Origin of the sequence: Micromonospora sp. NPDC004551, assembly GCF_040609975.1 — a bacterium.
GTDB lineage: Bacteria > Actinomycetota > Actinomycetes > Mycobacteriales > Micromonosporaceae > Micromonospora.
Map to the genome: position 1 here is coordinate 18,496 of NZ_JBEXLM010000023.1, position 17,364 is coordinate 35,859.

Annotated in this window: 17 protein-coding genes, 1 tRNA gene and 1 other RNA gene; 6 read left to right on the plus strand and 13 right to left on the minus strand. The window is 72.8% G+C overall.

Annotated elements, in window-relative coordinates:
* The first annotated feature begins 100 nt into the window (after positions 1-100).
* The gene (locus ABZW14_RS24190; RefSeq protein ID WP_355350733.1) at positions 101-2,038 is read left to right on the plus strand and encodes a heavy metal translocating P-type ATPase; all 1,938 of its coding nucleotides are present in this window, start codon (positions 101-103) and stop codon (positions 2,036-2,038) included.
* A 68-nt stretch (positions 2,039-2,106) separates the two neighbouring features.
* Here the strand turns inward: ABZW14_RS24190 and ABZW14_RS24195 are convergent.
* Together ABZW14_RS24195 and ABZW14_RS24200 are read right to left on the minus strand one after the other, a co-directional pair.
* A tRNA-Ala gene (locus ABZW14_RS24195) sits at positions 2,107-2,179 on the minus strand.
* An 88-nt stretch (positions 2,180-2,267) separates the two neighbouring features.
* Positions 2,268-2,858 (minus strand): YqgE/AlgH family protein, encoded by a 591-nt coding sequence (locus tag ABZW14_RS24200; protein ID WP_091259972.1) that lies wholly within the window; start codon positions 2,856-2,858, stop codon positions 2,268-2,270.
* 131 nt (positions 2,859-2,989) lie between these two features.
* Here ABZW14_RS24200 and ABZW14_RS24205 point away from each other — a divergent pair, with 131 nt between their 5' ends.
* Both ABZW14_RS24205 and mdlC read left to right on the plus strand, forming a co-directional pair.
* The gene (locus ABZW14_RS24205; protein WP_355350560.1) at positions 2,990-3,793 is read left to right on the plus strand and encodes an S-methyl-5'-thioadenosine phosphorylase; all 804 of its coding nucleotides are present in this window, start codon (positions 2,990-2,992) and stop codon (positions 3,791-3,793) included.
* 109 nt (positions 3,794-3,902) lie between these two features.
* The gene (gene mdlC / locus ABZW14_RS24210; RefSeq protein WP_355350565.1) at positions 3,903-5,498 is read left to right on the plus strand and encodes a benzoylformate decarboxylase; all 1,596 of its coding nucleotides are present in this window, start codon (positions 3,903-3,905) and stop codon (positions 5,496-5,498) included.
* Between the two features lie 3 nt (positions 5,499-5,501).
* Here mdlC and ABZW14_RS24215 read toward each other — a convergent pair whose 3' ends face one another.
* From ABZW14_RS24215 to pruA, 10 genes are all read right to left on the minus strand, one after another.
* Positions 5,502-6,485, minus strand: coding sequence for a hypothetical protein (locus tag ABZW14_RS24215; protein ID WP_355350567.1), 984 nt, complete (start codon positions 6,483-6,485; stop codon positions 5,502-5,504).
* A gap of 38 nt (positions 6,486-6,523) precedes the next feature.
* The gene (locus ABZW14_RS24220; protein ID WP_355350569.1) at positions 6,524-6,976 is read right to left on the minus strand and encodes a hypothetical protein; all 453 of its coding nucleotides are present in this window, start codon (positions 6,974-6,976) and stop codon (positions 6,524-6,526) included.
* Positions 6,977-7,094: 118 nt separating this feature from the next.
* A complete protein-coding gene (locus tag ABZW14_RS24225) occupies positions 7,095-7,754 on the minus strand; it encodes a hypothetical protein (RefSeq protein ID WP_355350571.1) in 660 nt (219 codons plus the stop codon).
* Positions 7,755-7,862: 108 nt separating this feature from the next.
* Positions 7,863-8,238, minus strand: a transfer-messenger RNA (tmRNA) gene (ssrA, locus tag ABZW14_RS24230).
* 104 nt (positions 8,239-8,342) lie between these two features.
* Positions 8,343-8,822 carry an SsrA-binding protein SmpB gene (gene smpB / locus ABZW14_RS24235; protein ID WP_154230133.1) on the minus strand — a complete coding sequence of 160 codons (480 nt, stop codon included), beginning with the start codon at positions 8,820-8,822 and terminating at the stop codon, positions 8,343-8,345.
* Positions 8,823-8,934: 112 nt separating this feature from the next.
* A complete protein-coding gene (gene ftsX / locus ABZW14_RS24240) occupies positions 8,935-9,810 on the minus strand; it encodes a permease-like cell division protein FtsX (RefSeq protein ID WP_355350573.1) in 876 nt (291 codons plus the stop codon).
* Positions 9,811-9,872: 62 nt separating this feature from the next.
* Positions 9,873-10,553: a cell division ATP-binding protein FtsE gene (gene ftsE / locus ABZW14_RS24245; RefSeq protein WP_013284225.1), complete on the minus strand. Its 681-nt coding sequence runs from the start codon at positions 10,551-10,553 to the stop codon at positions 9,873-9,875.
* 118 nt (positions 10,554-10,671) lie between these two features.
* A complete protein-coding gene (gene prfB, locus ABZW14_RS24250) occupies positions 10,672-11,793 on the minus strand; it encodes a peptide chain release factor 2 (RefSeq protein ID WP_355350575.1) in 1,122 nt (373 codons plus the stop codon).
* A 45-nt stretch (positions 11,794-11,838) separates the two neighbouring features.
* Positions 11,839-12,354: a PadR family transcriptional regulator gene (locus ABZW14_RS24255; protein WP_355350577.1), complete on the minus strand. Its 516-nt coding sequence runs from the start codon at positions 12,352-12,354 to the stop codon at positions 11,839-11,841.
* Positions 12,355-12,530: 176 nt separating this feature from the next.
* On the minus strand, positions 12,531-14,159 hold the full coding sequence (gene pruA / locus ABZW14_RS24260; RefSeq protein ID WP_355350579.1) for an L-glutamate gamma-semialdehyde dehydrogenase: 1,629 nt from the start codon (positions 14,157-14,159) through the stop codon (positions 12,531-12,533).
* A 409-nt stretch (positions 14,160-14,568) separates the two neighbouring features.
* On the opposite strand from pruA, the gene ABZW14_RS24265 reads away from it, so the two are divergent.
* Positions 14,569-15,573: a hypothetical protein gene (locus ABZW14_RS24265; protein ID WP_355350581.1), complete on the plus strand. Its 1,005-nt coding sequence runs from the start codon at positions 14,569-14,571 to the stop codon at positions 15,571-15,573.
* 12 nt (positions 15,574-15,585) lie between these two features.
* Here ABZW14_RS24265 and ABZW14_RS24270 read toward each other — a convergent pair whose 3' ends face one another.
* Complete coding sequence (locus tag ABZW14_RS24270; RefSeq protein WP_355350583.1) at positions 15,586-16,095, minus strand: hypothetical protein; 510 nt, start codon at positions 16,093-16,095, stop codon at positions 15,586-15,588.
* 207 nt (positions 16,096-16,302) lie between these two features.
* Here ABZW14_RS24270 and ABZW14_RS24275 point away from each other — a divergent pair, with 207 nt between their 5' ends.
* The gene (locus ABZW14_RS24275; RefSeq protein WP_355350585.1) at positions 16,303-16,530 is read left to right on the plus strand and encodes a helix-turn-helix domain-containing protein; all 228 of its coding nucleotides are present in this window, start codon (positions 16,303-16,305) and stop codon (positions 16,528-16,530) included.
* 102 nt (positions 16,531-16,632) lie between these two features.
* A complete protein-coding gene (locus ABZW14_RS24280; RefSeq protein ID WP_355350587.1) occupies positions 16,633-17,334 on the plus strand; it encodes an Rv3235 family protein in 702 nt (233 codons plus the stop codon).
* The last annotated feature ends 30 nt before the right edge of the window (positions 17,335-17,364 follow it).

Genomic DNA, 17,364 nt, shown 5'->3' on the forward strand with positions numbered 1-17,364 from the left:
GCCGTGCTTCCACACTCGGCTGCACAGCTGCCTGCATACCTTCATGCCTACGCAGGTATGGTGGCTTCTCGTGACCAGCTCGACGCTCTCCTCGCCACCAGTGATCACCGGCCGCCCCGTCGGCCCCGGCCTGGTCGCCCGCTCCTGGGCGCTGGCCGAGGTGCGGTGGGCGGTGATCGCCACCGGTCTGTTCGCCCTCGGCGGCGTGGCCCAACTGCTCGACGCGCCTCCCGCGCTCTGGTGGGCCCTCTACCTCGCCTGCTACGCGGCCGGAGGCTGGGAGCCGGCGCTCGCGGGCCTGACGGCGCTACGCGAGCGCACCCTGGACGTCGACCTGCTGATGATCGTGGCGGCGATCGGCGCGGCGAGCATCGGGCAGGTGTTCGACGGCGCGTTGCTGATCGTCATCTTCGCCACCTCCGGGGCACTGGAGGCCGTCGCGACCGCACGGACCGCCGACTCGGTGCGCGCCCTGCTCGACCTGGCACCGGAACGGGCCACCCGGCTGCTCCCCGACGGCCGTGAGGAGGTCGTCGACACCGCCGACCTGGTCGTGGGCGACATCATCCGGGTCCGGCCCGGCGAGCGGATCGGCGCTGACGCCCTGGTGCTGGACGGGGCCAGCGACGTCGATCAGGCCACCATCACCGGGGAGCCCCTGCCGGTGGCCAGGACGGCCGGGGACGAGGTGTACGCCGGCACCCTCAACGGGACCGGCTCCCTCGTGGCCCGGGTGCACCGGCCCGTGGGCGAGTCGGTGATCGCCCGCATCGTCGCCCTGGTCGAGGAGGCCTCGGCCACCAAGGCGAAGACCCAGTTGTTCATCGAGAAGGTCGAGCAGCACTACTCCGCGGCCGTGGTCGTGGCCACCCTGGCCCTGTTCGGCATCCCGCTCGCCTTCGATGCCGAGTTCCAACCCACCCTGCTGCGCGCCATGACCTTCATGATCGTCGCCTCGCCCTGCGCGGTGGTCCTGGCGACCATGCCGCCGCTGCTGTCCGCCATCGCCGTGGCCGGCCGTAACGGTGTGCTCGTCAAGTCCGCCGTGGTCATGGAACGACTCGCCGACACGAGCCTGGTGGCGTTCGACAAGACCGGAACCCTCACCACCGGAAGTCCGCGTCTTGCCGCCGTTCACCCCGCGGCCGGTGTCGACGCCGGCGAACTGCTGCGGCTGGCCGCCGGGGCCGAGAACCCGAGCGAGCATCCCCTGGCGGTGGCGGTCGTGACCGCCGCGCGGGAGCGCGGGCTGCCCGTCCCGTCCGCCAGTGACTTCGACTCCACCCCGGGCCGCGGCGTGTCCGCCCTCGTCGAGGGCAGGCGGGTGGCGGTGTGCCGGCCCGGCCTGCTGGACGAGCGACCGGACCAGGAGGCCGCCGAGATCCGACGCGCGGTCACCGGCGTCCAGGCCGCCGGCCACACCGCTGTCGTCGTGACCGTCGACGGACGACCGCAGGGCGTGCTCGCGCTCGCCGACCGCATCCGGCCCGAAGCCGCCGCCACCGTCGAATCCCTCACCGCCGTCACCGGCGTCACACCCGTCCTGCTCACCGGCGACAACCCCGGCGCGGCCCGGCACCTCGCCGCAGAAGCCGGCATCACCGACACCCACGCCGGCCTGCTGCCCGCCGACAAGGTCGAGCGGGTCCGCGACCTGCAAGGACAGGGACGGCGGGTCCTCCTCGTCGGCGACGGCGTCAACGACGCCCCCGCCCTGGCAACCGCCGACCTGGGGGTGGCCATGGGCCGCCAGGGCTCCGACCTCGCCCTGCACACCGCCGACGCCGTGCTCGTCCGCGACGACCTGAGCACCCTGCCCACCGTGATCGCCCTGTCCCGGCGGGCCCGCCGCGTCGTCAAGGCCAACCTGCTCATCGCCGCGACGTTCATCGTCGTCCTGGTCACCTGGGACCTCGTCGGTGACCTGCCCCTGCCCCTGGGCGTCGCCGGCCACGAGGGCTCCACCGTCATCGTCGGCCTCAACGGCCTCCGGCTCCTGCGCCGGAGCGCCTGGCGGCCGGCGACGAGAGAGCGCTGAGCCCTCAGGCTCGGCCCGAAATGACGAAGGGCGTCCGTCGTGTCCGACGAACGCCCTGATCGCGAAGGTGGAGCCGAGGGGACTCGAACCCCTGACCCCCACACTGCCAGTGTGGTGCGCTACCAGCTGCGCCACGGCCCCTTGCGGTCGGCCCGGTCGCCCGGGCACGGAGAGAACTATACACACGCCGGTCGGCATGGTCATCTCGCGGGGTACCCCCGGCCGGCGGTCAGTTCAGGGCCACATCCGGGGGGAAGTGGGCGACCGCCGCCATCATGCCGCCCTGCCGGCGCAGCACCATGGGCCACAGGTCGTCCGGGCGGTCGACGAAGGCGTCGCCGGGTAGGGCGTCGAGCACGAACCAGGATCCGTCCTCGATCTCCCGCTCCAGCTGACCGGCGCCCCAGCCCGAGTAACCGGCGAAGACCCGGATCCCGCCGACGGCGTCGCGCAGTTTCTCCGGGTCGACCGAGAGGTCGATGGTGCCGACCGCGCCGGAGACCCGGTGGAAGCCCTTCACCGGCTTGATCGGGTGGCGCATCCGGGCCAGGCAGATCGCCGAGTCGGGCTGGACGGGACCGCCCTCGAAGAGCACCGCGGGGTGCCGGGCCAGGTCGCTCCAGTCGCCCAGGACGTCGGCCACCGGGACCTCGGTGGCCCGGTTCAGCACCACGCCGAGGGCGCCGCCGGGCTCGTGGGCGACCAGCAGCACCACCGTACGGTCGAAGTTCGGGTCCTTCAGCGCAGGCGTCGCGACCAGCAGCCGCCCGGTCATGGAGTCCATGGCTCGGCCACCGATCGCCTGTCCCTCACCCTGCATGTCCGACACCCGTCAGCCGTACGCCGCGACCCGCCGCGCTGTCAACGCCATGCAAGGCACCATAGCCTGCGCCCCGCCCCCTGGCTAAGGTCTGACCGGCGGGTGATCGCCACGGATCGAGGGAGGGCCGGATGGCGGCTACGGCGGAACTGGCGGTGATCGGGGGATCGGGGCTCTACGCCCTGCTCGACGGCGCCACCGAGCACGTGCTGGAGACGCCGTACGGCGCGCCGTCGGACCCGGTCACGATCGCCGAAGTGGCCGGCCGGCGGGTGGCGTTCCTGCCCCGGCACGGACGCGACCACCGCTACCCGCCGCACCTGATCCCCTACCGGGCCAACCTCTGGGCGCTGCGGTCCCTGGGCGTACGCCAGGTGCTGGCGCCCTGCGCCGTCGGTGGGCTCCGGCCGGAGCTGGGCCCGGGCACGTTCGTGGTGCCGGACCAGCTCGTGGACCGCACCAGCGGGCGCACCCAGACCTACTACGACCAGGGCGCGGTGCATGTGTCCTTCGCCGATCCGTACTGCCCGGCCGGGCGGCGGACGCTGCTCGACGCGGCGGCCGGGCGCGGCGTGCCCGCCGTGGACGGCGGGACGGTCGTGGTGGTCGAGGGACCGCGCTTCTCCACCCGTGCGGAGTCGCGCTGGTACGCCTCGATGGGCGGCACGGTGGTCAACATGACCGGCCACCCGGAGGCGGTGCTCGCCCGCGAGCTCGCCCTCTGCTACACCTCGATCGCCCTGGTCACCGACCTGGACGCGGGCGTCGAGGCGGGCGAGTCGGTCACCCAGGAGGAGGTCTTCCGGGTCTTCGCGGAGAACACCGACCGGCTGCGCGGGGTGCTGCTGGACGCGGTCGCCGCCCTGCCCGCCGAGCGGGACTGCCCCTGCGGCCGGGCGCTGGAGGGGATCAAGCTCCCGTTCCCGCTGCCCTGAGCGCGGGGAAGCGCCCGAAAAGTCACCCTCGGCCCGATAGATTCGGCTGGTCGGGGAGCTGATCACGGGGCCGCCCCCGACACGCGCGGGGGACGGGAGGCAGCCGGCGATGGCAACGGTCCGCGACACGACCTACGACCTGCTCCGCGCGCTGGGTTTGACCACCGTCTTCGGCAATCCCGGCTCCACCGAGGAACCGTTCCTGACGGCCTTCCCGGCCGACTTCCGCTACGTCCACGCGCTGCAGGAGGCGTCGGCCATGGCCATGGCCGACGGCTACGCGCAGGCCACCGGCCGCCCCGCGCACGTCAACCTGCACACCGCACCGGGCACCGGCAACGCCATGGGCAACCTGGTCACCGCCTGGCACAACCGGACACCGCTGATCGTCACCGCCGGCCAGCAGACCCGGGAGATGCTGCTGATCGAGCCCCGCCTGGCCAGCCCCCGGGCGGTCGAGATGGTCCACCCGTACGTGAAGTGGGCCCACGAGCCGGCGCGCGCCCAGGACATCCCGGCGGCCTTCATGCGGGCGTACGCCTCGGCGGTGCAGCCACCCACCGGGCCGGTCTTCCTCTCCCTGCCCATGGACGACTGGGACCGGCCGGCCGACCCGCCGCCGCAGGTGCGGACGGTGGCCACCCGCATCGCGCCGGACCCGGACCGGCTGCGCGGCTTCGCCGCCACGCTGGCCGCCTCCCGCGCTCCGGCGCTGGTGCTCGGCGCGGCGGTGGACCGGGCCGACGCGTGGCCGGCCGCCGTGGCGCTGGCCGAGCGGCTGGCCGCGCCGGTCTGGGCCGCGCCGGCGCCGGAGCGGGCCGTCTTCCCCGAGGACCACCCGCAGTTCCGGGGCGTCCTGCCCTACGCCATCAACCCGCTGGCCGAGGCGTTGCGCGGCCACGACACCGTGCTGGTGGTCGGCGCCCCGGTGTTCCGCTACTACCCGCACGTGCCGGGCGACTACCTGCCCGGCGACGCCCGCCTGCTGCACGTCACCGACGACCCGGACGAGGCGGCCCGCGCCCCGGTCGGGGAGAGCCTGCTCGGCGACGCCGGGCTGGCCATGGCCGGGCTGGTGGAGCTGCTGCCCCCGACGGACCGGCGCCCGCCACCGGCCCGGGACGCCCCGGCGCCGCCGGAAGCCGCCGATCCGCCGAGCGCCGACGCCCTCTTCGCCGCGCTGGCCGGGCAGTGGCCGGCCGACGGCGTGCTGGTGCAGGAGTCGCCGTCCAACCTGGCCGCACTGCGCCGCCGGCTGCGGGTCGCCCGGCCCCGGTCGTACTTCACCATGGCCAGCGGCGGCCTCGGGTTCGGCCTGCCGGCGGCGGTGGGCGTCGCGCTGGCCGAGCGGGACTCCGGGCGTGGCCGGCCGGTGGTCGCGGTGGTCGGCGACGGCTCGTTCCACTACTCGGTGCAGGCGTTGTGGACCGCCGCGCAGCTCGGCCTGCCGCTCGCCGTCGTGGTCCCGGTCAACCGGCAGTACGCGATCCTGAAGGCGTTCGCCGAGCTGAAGCACACACCCGGGGTGCCGGCGCTGGACCTGCCGGGGCTGGACATCACCGCGGTGGCGCGCGGCTACGGCTGCGCGGCCGAGGTGGTGGAGTCGCCGGACCGGCTCGGCCCGGCGCTGGCCGCCGCGCTCGCCGCTGACCGGCCGACCGTGCTGGCGGCGCCGATCAGCACCGACGTGCCGCGGATCCTCTAGGGGTCAGCGGCGGACCACGAGCGGGGTGCCGCCGGCCACGTCGAGCACCGCCCGGCCGCCGAGCGGCGCCTTCAGCGTGACGGTCAGCGGCTTCATCACCAGTTGCATCGTGCACACGTCGGTCGTCCGCACCACCCCGGCGCCGAGCACCACCACGTCGTCCCGCTCCAGCACCAGCGGGACGGGCTGGCCGTCGCAGGCGCCCACGCCGACCCGGTAGTCGATGCGGTTGCCGTGCACCGCCTGCAGGTCCGTCGCCGCCACGACACCGTCGCCCGCCGGGCGGCCCGGCGCAGCCCCCTCCGGGGCGGTCCCGACCGCGCTCGGCGCCACGGCGAGACGGGCCACCGGCGCCCGCAGACCCTCCACGCTGAACAGCCAGGCCGGCACGGTGGCCTCGCCCCGGCTGGTGCGCACCGACGCGCTGCCCAGCGTCACCCCGGTGACCGTGAGCGGCACGCACGGGCTGGGCGCCTGGGTGGCGACCATGCCGTCGGGGCCGGGCTCGATGGTCGGGCCGCCCTTCGGCCGCCCTGGCCCCGGCGTGGTGGGCCGGCCGCCGCACGGGGGCGGGTCGGCCTGGTGCAGCTCGGCGTACGCGTCGGCGGCACTGACCAGCGGGACGCGCAGGGTGCCGTCCGGGAAGCGGATCGTCCCGTCGGCGGGGCGGGCGGTGGGGAGGGCGATCTGGTCCCGGTACCAGCCGTTGAGGAACGCCTGTTTCGTCTCGTCGGTGAAGCCGGGGTCACCGATCAGCAGGGTGGCCTCGTCGAGCGGGACGTACCCGCTGCGCCACGCGGGGCCCGGTCGCCACGCGTCGGCCACCTCGGTGGCCCGCTGGGCGAACGCCTCCCAGCGGTGGTCAGGGCCGGCGACCGACGCATCGCCCGGGCCGGCGGCCGGTGGACCGGCCGGGTCGGCGCCGGGCGCGGCGCAGCCCGCCAGGACCAGGAGCGGTAGGCCGAGCAGGGCGAGAGAGCGACGCATGCCGGTTGGACGCGGCCCTCCCCCGGCCGGTTCCCCGGTCAGTCCTCCCCGCCCAGGTCGGCCTGGTACGCCTCCCAGAGCAGGTCTGCGCCGCGCTGCCGGTGCCGGTCCAGCGCCCGCAGCAGGTTCCGAGCCTGTTCCCGAAGTTCCTCGGCGGGCATCGCGGGAAGCCGCACCGCGTGCTGGAGCGCGGCGATCGCCGCCGCGATGGCGACGTGCTCGTCGGCCAAGAGGCGTACGCCGCGGTCCAGCCGGGGCGCCTGGTGCAGCAGTTCGGCGTAGAGGCCGGCCGGACCCTCGGTGAGCCGGACGTGCTCGGCGAAGCCCCGCCGGACCGGGCCGAGCCGGCCGGCCAGGTGCTCCCGCGAGCACGGCGCCGGCGGCGGCGTGGCGAGCGCCCGGACGAGGGCACACAGGTCGCCGGAGAGCGCGGACCGGGGCTGGGGCACGGCGGTGACGGTCGACGGCTGCTGGATCGGATTGGTGACCATGGGCACCTCCCGCGCTGCTGTGCTTCCGCGTACAGCGATGGTGAACCCGGGTCCCCGGCCTGTCCAGAAGGAATGGCGGCCTCATCTGCCCCATCCGCCCCACCGGTCACAGCCGCCTCTACCGCCCCAGCGGATTCCCCGCCATGGTGCGCAACCGGCCGGCGAGGGCGTGCTCGTCGGCGTCCCGGCCCTGGTCCGGCCGGCCGGCGGTGATCGCGTCGGCGAGCGCCCGCAGCTCGTACGGGGGCAGGTCGCCCAGCCCCGGGCCCTGCAACGGGATGGTGACCCGCCGGCCGGTCTCCCGGTCCCGGGCGATCAGCGTGGGCACCCGCACCACGCCGTCGTCGCCGACCCGATGGGCGACCGTGCCGCCACGCACCTCGGCGGTGGCCAGGTCGACGGTACGGGTGCCGAGCGCGCCGCGGACCGAGGCCCGGGTCCCGTCCAGCCAGGCGGCCGTGCGCAGCACCCGCAGCACCAGGAGGAGCCCGAGCAGCACGAACGGGAGCCCGCACAGGCCGGCGTAGCGCAGCGGCGCGGGACCGGCGGCGGCGCCGTGCAGGTCGGGCGGGAGCAGGTCGGGCGGCAGGTCCCGCACGTCGTCGTACGAGGGGACCGGGTCGCCGAAGCCGGTGATCCGGCGCAGCAGCCCGTCGGCGACCAGCGGCAGCAGCACGAAGGCCGCACCGAGGGCGGTGCACAGCACGCCCACCACGGCGGCACCGGCGCGCTGGCCGGACGCCAGGCCGACGGAGAGTCGGATCCGCTCGTTCGTCACAGGCGGAGCCTAGAGCGCCCGCACGAGGGGCCGGGAGCGGCGCCGGCTCAACGGATCCGGAGACGACTGTGCGCCCCGGTCCGGGTGGACCGGGGCGCACAGGTCAGGTGGTGGAGGTGCCGGGAATCGAACCCGGGTCCTTCGCCGGTTTGTCAGGGCTTCTCCGAGCGCAGCTCGCTGTGCCTCTACTCGGCCCCTCCGATCACGCGAGCGAGTCGGTGTGACGGGCCCAGTCGCTGATTGATCTCGCCGCACGGACCCCGCGACCGGGTCCGGTTGGCCAGCCTTCTAGCTGATGCCGGCTAACTGGGTCGAAGGCGCTCCCAGGCCGACAGACTTGCTACTCGCCTCAGGCGGCGAGAGCGAAGTCAGCGCGATTGTTCTTGGCGCTTATTGGTTTCCGACGAACGATTCTCGAGACGACGTCGGCTTCCTCGGCTCGCTTCCCCTGCCGCAACGTACGAAGTCGAAACCAGTCACCCCCTCGAAGGGCTGCCCCTGTCGGCAGCATCACCAAGCCTAACGCCTGGCGCAACCGGATTCATTCCGAGGCCCGCCGGAGGCCGGCTCTCGGACAAACCGGATGTTTCACTCAGCCATGCCCTTGCCGCGCCGGCCCACCACCCGGGCGATCTCCCGGTCGGCGTCCCGCTTGGCCAGGTCCTGGCGCTTGTCGTACGACTTCTTACCCCGGGCCAGGCCGATCTCCACCTTCGCCCAGCCATCGGAGAAGTAGACCTGCAGCGGCACCATGGTCAGGCCGCTCTCCCTGGTCTTGCCGATCAGCCGGTCGATCTCCAGCCGCTTGAGCAGCAGCTTCCGGGTCCGCCGGGGCTCGTGGTTGGTCCAGGTGCCCTGGGTGTACTCCGGGATGTGCATGCCGTGCAGATAGAGCTCGCCGTCGCGTTCCTGGGCGAACGCGTCGACCAGCGACGCCCGCCCGGCCCGCAGCGACTTGACCTCGGTGCCGGTCAGCGACATGCCCGCCTCGTAGGTGTCGAGGATGGCGTAGTCGTGCCGCGCCTTCTTGTTGGAGGCGACCACCTTGCGACCCTTTTCCCGTGGCATCGGCGCCACCTCCCTTCCGATCGCGGAGCGCGGATCATGCTACCGGAAACACAAGGACCCTCCCGCGCGGTTTATTCCGCGCGGGAGGGCCCTCGGAGAGCCGTCCCGGTAACTAGACCCGCAGGTAGAAGCGGAGCGTGACCCAGGCGGTGACCGCGCTGACCAGGCCACCGACGGCCGCCATGAGCGGGAACGTCAGGAAGATCTCGGACCAGGAGATCGGGGTGATCAGGCCCTCCAGGGCCGACATCGAACTCCCCGCCGCGACCGTCTTCAACGTGATCAACGCGATCAGGCCCAGGATCGAGCCGATCAGACCGGCGACCACCGCCTCCAGCACGAACGGCGCCTGGATGAACCAGTTGGAGGCGCCGACCAGCTTCATGACGGCGACCTCGCGGCGCTTGCTGTACGCGGCCACCTGGATCGTGTTGGCGACCAGCAGCAGGGCGGCGATCGCCATCACGATCGCGATCGCGAGCGCGCCGTTCTGGAAGCCGCTGAGCACGCCGAAGACCTTGTCGAGCAGCTTGCTCTGGTCGACGATCGTGTCGATCCCCTCGGAGGCCTTGTACTCGTCGTAGATGTTCTTGTACTGCTCCGGGTTGTTCAGCGTGAGCCGGAACGACTCGGGCAGCTGGTCCGGCTTGACCGCGTTGACCAGGTCGGGCGCGTCCGCGTACATCTGCTGGAAGCGCTTGTACGCCTCCGTCTTGTCGACGTACGTGACCTCCTTGATCAGCGGGTCGGCCTTGAGCTTGGTCTCCAGGTCGGTCCGCTGCTGGTCGTTGACGTCGGTCTTCAGGAAGATCGAGACCTCGACGTTCTCGTAGTAGAGGTCCTTCATGTCGCCGACCTTCTGGTACAGAAGGCCGCTGCCGCCCAGCATGAACAGCGACACCGCCATGGTGATGATCATGGCGAGAGTCATGGTGACGTTTCGCCACAGTCCGACCAGTACCTCGGACAGGACGTACTTCATCCGCATCGGGATATTCCTCCGGCTCTCCGGCGTGAGGTGTTCGTCGTCAGGGGCTGCGGGTCAGCGGCTCAGCCGTAGACGCCGCGGGCCTGGTCGCGCACGATGCGGCCGCTCTCGATCTCGATGACGCGGCGGCGCATCTGGTTCACGATGTTGGAGTCGTGCGTGACCATCACGACGGTCGTGCCGGTGCGGTTGATCCGGTCCAGCAGGCGCATGATCTCGATCGAGGTATCCGGGTCCAGGTTTCCGGTGGGCTCGTCCGCCAGGAGGATCAGCGGGCGGTTCACGAACGCCCGGGCCACCGCGACCCGCTGCTGCTCGCCACCGGACAGCTCGTGGGGGTAGCGGTGCTCCTTCCCACCGAGCCCGACCAGCTCCAGCACCTCCGGCACGACCCGGCGGGCGACCGCCTTGGTCTTGCCGATCACCTCCAGCGCGAACGCCACGTTCTCGTAGGCGGTGCGGTTCGGCAGGAGGCGGAAGTCCTGGAAGACGCAGCCGATGGAACGCCGGAAGTGGGGTCGCTTCCAGGAGCGCATCGACGTGACGTCCTTGCCGTTGACGACGACCCGCCCCTTGTTGGGGGTGACCTCGTGCAGCAGCAGCTTGATGATCGTGGACTTGCCGGAGCCGGATGGACCGATGAAGAAGACGAACTCGCCCTTCTCGATCGAGACGGACACGTTGTCGAGCGAAGGCCGGGACGCCTTCGGGTACGTCTTCGTCACTTGCTCAAGCTGAATCACGGGTCGAGAGTCTACGCGGTGTAACCGGAGAGCCAAGCCCCCAGCCCCTCGGAAGCGGGTCGCGTCGTCGATTCAGCCGGTCAGGCAGAGATCGATGACGCGCTGCGTCCGAGATCGATCACGCACCGTCAGCGGTGAGCTGCTGCTGCTTCCGCCAGCGGATTCCCGCCTCGATGAAGCTGTCCAGCTCGCCGTCGAAGACCGCGGACGGATTGCCCGTCTCCTGCTCGGTCCGCAGATCCTTCACCATCTGATAAGGGTGCAGAACGTACGAACGCATCTGGTCGCCCCACGAGCCGGCGGCGTCGGTCTTCAGGCCCTGGAGCTTGGCCTGCTCCTCCTGCCGCTTGCGCTCCAGCAGCCGGGCCTGGAGCACCCGCAGCGCGGACGCCTTGTTCTGCAGCTGGGACTTCTCGTTCTGGCAGGTCACCACGATGCCGGTCGGGATGTGCGTGATCCGGACCGCCGAGTCGGTGGTGTTGACGCTCTGCCCGCCCGGGCCGGAGGAGCGGTAGACGTCGATCCGCATCTCGTTCTCGGGGATCTCGATGTGGTCGGTCTGCTCCACCACCGGCAGCACCTCGACGCCGGCGAAGCTGGTCTGCCGGCGGCCCTGGTTGTCGAACGGGCTGATCCGGACCAGCCGGTGGGTGCCGGACTCGACGCTGAGCGTGCCGAAGGCGTAGGGCACCTTGACCGTGAAGGTGGCCGACTTGAGGCCCGCCTCCTCGGCGTACGAGGTCTCGTAGACCTCGGTCGGGTAGCCGTGCCGCTCGGCCCAGCGCAGGTACATGCGCAGCAGCATCTCGGCGAAGTCCGCCGCGTCCACGCCGCCGGCGCCGGCCCGGATGGCGACCAGCGCCTCCCGGGAGTCGTACTCGCCGGAGAGCAGGGTGCGGACCTCCATCTCCTGGATGGCCTTGGTCAGCCCGGTGATCTCCGACTCGACCTCGGTGAGGGTGCCGGGGTCGGACTCGGCCTGGGCCAGCTCCAGCAGCACCCCGGCGTCGTCCAGCCGCGAACGGAGGGTGCCGAGCTTGGAGATCTCGCCGTTGACGTACGACAGCTGCGACGTCACCTGCTGCGCCTTGGCCTGGTCGTCCCACAGGTCCGGCGCGGAGGCCTCCTGCTCCAGGCGGGCCTTCTGCTCGCGCAGCTTGTCGAGGTCGAGCACGGCCTCGATGTTGCGCAGGGTGGCGTCGAGTTCCTTGAGCTGTTCGGCGTAATCGGCAGCGGTCACGACAGACAAGACTACTGCCTCTGCCGGCCGGTTCGGCGCAGGTGGTCAGCCGACCGGGGCGCTCTTGAGCCAGGACAGCGCCGCCCGGTGGTAGGCGACCGCGAACTCCAGCGCGCTGGCGTCGTAGTCGTCGCCTTCCTTCTTGGCGTTCTTGACCTGCTCGCGAACCGCCGCCAGGGCCTCGGTGTGGTACTCGTTCGCCGAGGCGTAGAGGTTCTTGAGCTGGCTCGCCGAGTGCAGGCCGCCGAAGGCGATCCGTAGCGCGATCGGGTTACGGATGGTGTCCCGGCCGGGGTTCTCCGCCAGCCAGCGGGAGAATGTCCGTTTTCCGGACGCGGTGATCGCGTACGGCTGACTCAACCGCGGCCCGGGCTTGCCGAGCCGCACCAACCCCTTCTCAGCCAGGACCGGAAGCTCGCGGTAGACCTGGCTGCGGGTCATCGACCAGTACGGCGCCAGCCGGCGCTCGGCGGCGGCCATCAGTTGGCCGCCTGTCATGGGTCCGTCGTGCAGCAGGCCCAGCAGGGCCGCCGCTGTCGGGTTGACTCCGGAATCCGCCATGCCCTCTAAGCTGCCACTTTGTCGGACCTGGCGTCCAGGATTTGCCGTTTTCGCCACCCGTTGGGTCGTCCGATGTGCACTGTCGGCGGGCGACAGTCCGCCGGGGACCCCCGGACCGTCCTCCGGCCGGCCGGTCGCCGGTGACGTGGGGTGCGTCACCGGCGACCGTGTGCAGCTCAGCCCATGTGCGGGTAGCCGTGCTCGGTCGGCGGGACGAAGGTCTCCTTGATCGTCCGCGGGGACATCCAGCGGACCAGGTTGTGCCAGGAGCCGGCCTTGTCGTTGGTGCCGCTGGCCCGGGCGCCACCGAACGGCTGCTGCCCGACCACCGCGCCGGTCGGCTTGTCGTTGATGTAGAAGTTGCCGGCCGCGTACCGCATCTTCTCCGCCACCTGGTCGACCACCCGGCGGTCGGTCGCGAAGATCGAACCGGTGAGCGCGTACGGCGCGATCGACTCGGCCTGGTGGACCACGTCCTCGAAGCGGGCGTCGTCGAAGACGTGCACACCGAGGATCGGACCGAAGTACTCGGTGGTGAAGGTCTCGTGCGCGGCGTCCGAGCACTCGAAGAGGGTCGGCCGGACGAAGTACCCCACCGAGTCGTCGGCCGTGCCGCCGGCCAGGACCGTGCAGCTGTCGTCGCCCTTGATCAGCTCCAGCGCGGCAGTGTGCCGGCCGAACGCCTTGTCGTCGATCACCGCGCCGCCGAAGTTGCTGAAGTCGGTGACGTCGCCGTAGGTGAGCGAGTCGGCGGTGGCGGCCAGCCGGTCGCGCAGCCCGCCCTCCCAGATGGACCGGGGGATGTACGCCCGCGAGGCGGCCGAGCACTTCTGGCCCTGGTACTCGTAGGCGCCCCGGATCAGCGCGGTGTGCAGGGCGTCCACGTCGGCGCTGCTGTGCGCCACCACGAAGTCCTTGCCGCCGGTCTCGCCGACCAGCCGCGGGTAGCCCCGGTAGCGGGCGATGTTCTCGCCGACCGTCTTCCACAGGTGCTGGAAGACCTTGGTGGACCCGGTGAAGTGGATGCCCGCCAGGTCAGGGTCGGCCAGCACGACGTCGGAGACCTCCTCGCCACGCCCCGTGACCATGTTGATCACGCCGGGCGGCAGGCCGGCCGCCTCGAACAGCCGCATGGTGAAGTGGGCGGCGAACTGCTGGGTCGGGCCCGGCTTCCAGACCACGGTGTTGCCGAGCAGCGCCGGGGCCGACGGCAGGTTGCCGGCGATCGCGGTGAAGTTGAACGGGGTCACCGCATAGACGAAGCCCTCCAGGGGCCGGTGGTCGAAGCGGTTCCACACGCCCGGGGAGGACATCGGCTGCTCGGCCAGCAGCTTGCGGGCGAAGTAGACGTTGAACCGGAGGAAGTCGATCAGCTCGCAGGCCGAGTCGATCTCGGCCTGGACCGCGGTCTTGGACTGGCCGAGCATGGTGGCCGCGTTGAGCGTGTCCCGCCACGGGCCGGAGAGCAGGTCGGCGGCGCGCAGGAAGATCGCGGCCCGCTCCTCGAACGGCAACGCCCGCCACATCGGCGCGGCGTCCTTGGCGGCCTTGACGGCGGCGCGCGCATCGTCGTGGGTGGCGTGGCCGGTCACGCCGAGCACGTGGGCGTGCTTGTGCGGCTGGACCACCTGGATCGGGTCACCGCCGGCCATCCGCTGCTCGCCGGCGATGGTCATCGGCAGGTCGATCCGCTCGGCGGCCAGGTCGGCCAGCCGCCGCTGGAGCCGCTCCCGCTCGGCGCTGCCGGGCTCGTAGGTGTGGACCGGCTCGTTGCGCGGCTCGGGTACGGAGAACACGGCGTCCATCACAGGCTCCTGTGCGATCTCGACGGCGGTGGCGAAATCGGACCCGCGGGCGCCGGCCGGGTGGCCGGGCTGCCGGGGCACCGCGCGGTGTACCGGTCGCGGCGGCGGGACCTCGGCCAATTCTTCCATGCGAGGGGCCCGGCCCCACCTCCACCGCCCCGGTTGGGACCGCCTCCACCAGCGCACCCGGACGCACCACCGCACACCGGACCGTAGGCGACAAGCCACCCTCCCCCGACGAATCCTCGGCCGGAGCCCACAGCCACCTGTGATCCGTCACCACACCGTCGGCCCGGGACCGCACCCGACCGGCCGGGCCCGGAGGGAGACCGGAAGGGCCGCGTACGCTGGATGGCCGGTGACCTGCCCGGCCCTCGCGGCCGATCCGGCGTCCGTCGAGAGGGAGACGATGAGCAAGCAGCCCGGCAGCTCCACGGCCGCGGAGCCGGACCAGCCCGCCATCGAGCGGACGGACGAATCCCCCTCCGACGAGACCGCCGAGGCCGCGCCCGCACGGGGCCGCCTCGCGCCCGGCGCGCTCGTGCTGGCCGTGCTGTCCCTCGGCTGGCTGGCGGCCATGCTCTGGTCCACCCGGGCGGCCATCAGCTCGGCCGCGGCCGGGGTCACCGCGCTCACCCTCTCCGCGTACGCCCTGCCCGGGGTGATCACCGCCGCGCTGGTCGCCGGCGCCGCCGTCGCCCTGGCCGCGACCAACCGGCTGGACCGGGCCACCCTGCGCTTCCTCGTCGCCGTCGGGGCCGGCCTGCTGGTCGGGCTCGCCGCCGCCGTGGTGATCAACCTGACGTACGCCGACAACGCGACCACCAACACCATCGCGGGCACCACGGCCGCCGCCGCGATCATCGGCGGGGCGACGGCGGGGGCTCGCAACGCCCGGGTGGCCGGCGCGGTGGCTGCCGCCACGCTGGCCGCGCAGGTCTTCGTGGTGCTGTTCAGCCGCGCCCGGGACCCGCTCTCCGACCTGTTCGGCGCCGGGGACACCCAGCAGTCGATGCTCGACGCCGCCAAGTGGGTGTCCCGGACCGAGTCCCTGCTCGCCGGGCTGATCGCCGGTCTGGTGGCGTACCTCTACCTGGCCTGGGCCCGCCGCCGCGCCGAGCGGCGGGACGGGGTCGCCACCGAGCTGCGGTGGCCGTCTTACCTCGTGGCCGGGGCCGGCGCCGGCCTGCTCCTGCTGCTCACCGAGGTGATCATCCGGGTCGGCGGGCGTGGACTGCTCGACCTTGCCGCCGCCCTCAGCGAGGCCGACCAGGTGGCGCAGACCGCGCTGGGCACCTCGCGGGTGGACAACGGCATCTGGGTGCTCTTCGTGGGGGCGCTCACCGCGCTCATCCTGTTCGGCCGCACCCTCGGCCCGCGGGCCGTGGAGGACGAGGACGAGTCCGGCTCCTGAGGCCGCCCGGCGTCAGGAGACCTCGCGCAGCAGCAGGTCCAGTTCGGTCACGTCGTACCACTCCAGCTCGTGGTCCTCGGCCCCGTCGACGGTGAACTGGGCGTCCGGGTCACCGGCCTGCGCTTCGGCCACCACCTCGGCGGCGGCGGCCACGTCGTCAACCGCGTCGCCGCCGTCCACGTGGATGGCGGCCACGGACTTCACGGGCACCGGCCCGGAGAGCCGGATCACGCTGGAACCCAGCTCGCCACCGACCCGGCCGACCGCGCGGGCCGGCAGGTCCACCGAGACGACGACCCGCCGCCGGGGCGCGCCCGGATCGGCCCGGAGCAGCAGCAGCGCCTCCTGGGCGGCCCGGGTGAAGGCGACGTACTCCAGCTCCTCCTCGTCACCCTCGGCGTACCACTCCCGCAGCTCCGGGGTGACGGCGTGCGCCTCCTCGCCGGCCAGGCCCTCCTCGCGCAGCCGGGCCAGCATCGGGACGGTCGCCGGCACGTACACCCGGACCAGCTCGTCGGTCACCGCTCGCTCCTGCCGTCAGGCCGCCGGCCGACGGGCGCCGGCTCCGGGCGCCGATCATGCCGTACGCCGTGACCGTCATACACCCGGCATCCGCCGCGGAGAAGTTCCGCGCCGGTGTGTCCCGGGCCGGATTCGCCGTGCCGGGTCTGGGGCGACCCGGCTCGTGATGGCAAACTGAAGCAAACGTAGCCAACCCCGGGAGTCACCGTGGAGCCGAGGTTCCTGCTGCTGTCCGACGTGGCCGCCGAGCTGAACGTCTCGGACTCGCAGGTCTACCACATGGTGCGCAGCGGGGAGCTGCCCGCCATCAAGATCGGCGGCCGCGGTCAGTGGCGCGTGGAGCGCGCCCGGCTGGAGGAGTACATCCAGCGGAAGTACGCGGAGACCGCCGAGTGGGTACGCGGGAACCCGCTCACCGACCGCGACGTGGAGTGAGCGCCCGATGGCGCACCGGGATTGACGGTCGGCGTTGCCCTGCCCGAGAATGAGAGGACTTCGAAGGCAAACGAAGGCAAACGCAACGAACAGGGGTTGAGGATGGTCGACACCCGCCGCCCGCTGGCACCGCGTCCCCCCGTCCGCCTCCGGCCCGCCCCGCCGCTCGACCCACCGTGCACCGACCGGGACCCGGCCTGGGGCGACACCTGGGCCGACGGCTGGACCAGTGTCGACCAGCTCGCGCTCGACCTCTTCGACCACCGCCGCGACCCGGACCGGCCCGCCGGCCGGCCCGCCGACGCCCCCGCCCGCCGTGCCGGTCGCGTCGCTGAACGATCCACGGGGTGGGCCTTCGGCCGGGCCGGCGACCGCTCGACCGGCGGGACCGCCGACGTCCGGCCGACTCCGGCCGGGCCCGGCCGCTCAGCCGGCCCTCCACCGGCTGCGCTGGTCACCGCCACCCCCGAGGCGGCCCGCGCGGCACACCGCTTCGTCCGCACCTTCCTGGAGATCGTCAACGGCTACCGCCCACCCGGGCAGCTCCGGCCGCTCTGCCTCCCCGAGGCCGCCGCCCGGGTGGCCGCCGAGCTGACCCGCGCCGCCCGCCGGGTCGGCCCGGCGCGCCGCCGCACCGCCCGGCCGGTCCTCCAGCTCCGCCGGCTGCGCGCCAGCGAGCCCCGCGCGGGCGCGGTCGAGGCCGCCGCCGTGCTCGCCGGCGCGGGCGGCGCGAGCTGGGCCATCGCCCTGCGCCTGGAACAGCGCCGCGGCACCTGGCTCTGCACCGTCCTCGACGTCCTCTGACAGTGGCCGGGACGCCGACGGGCCCCGGCC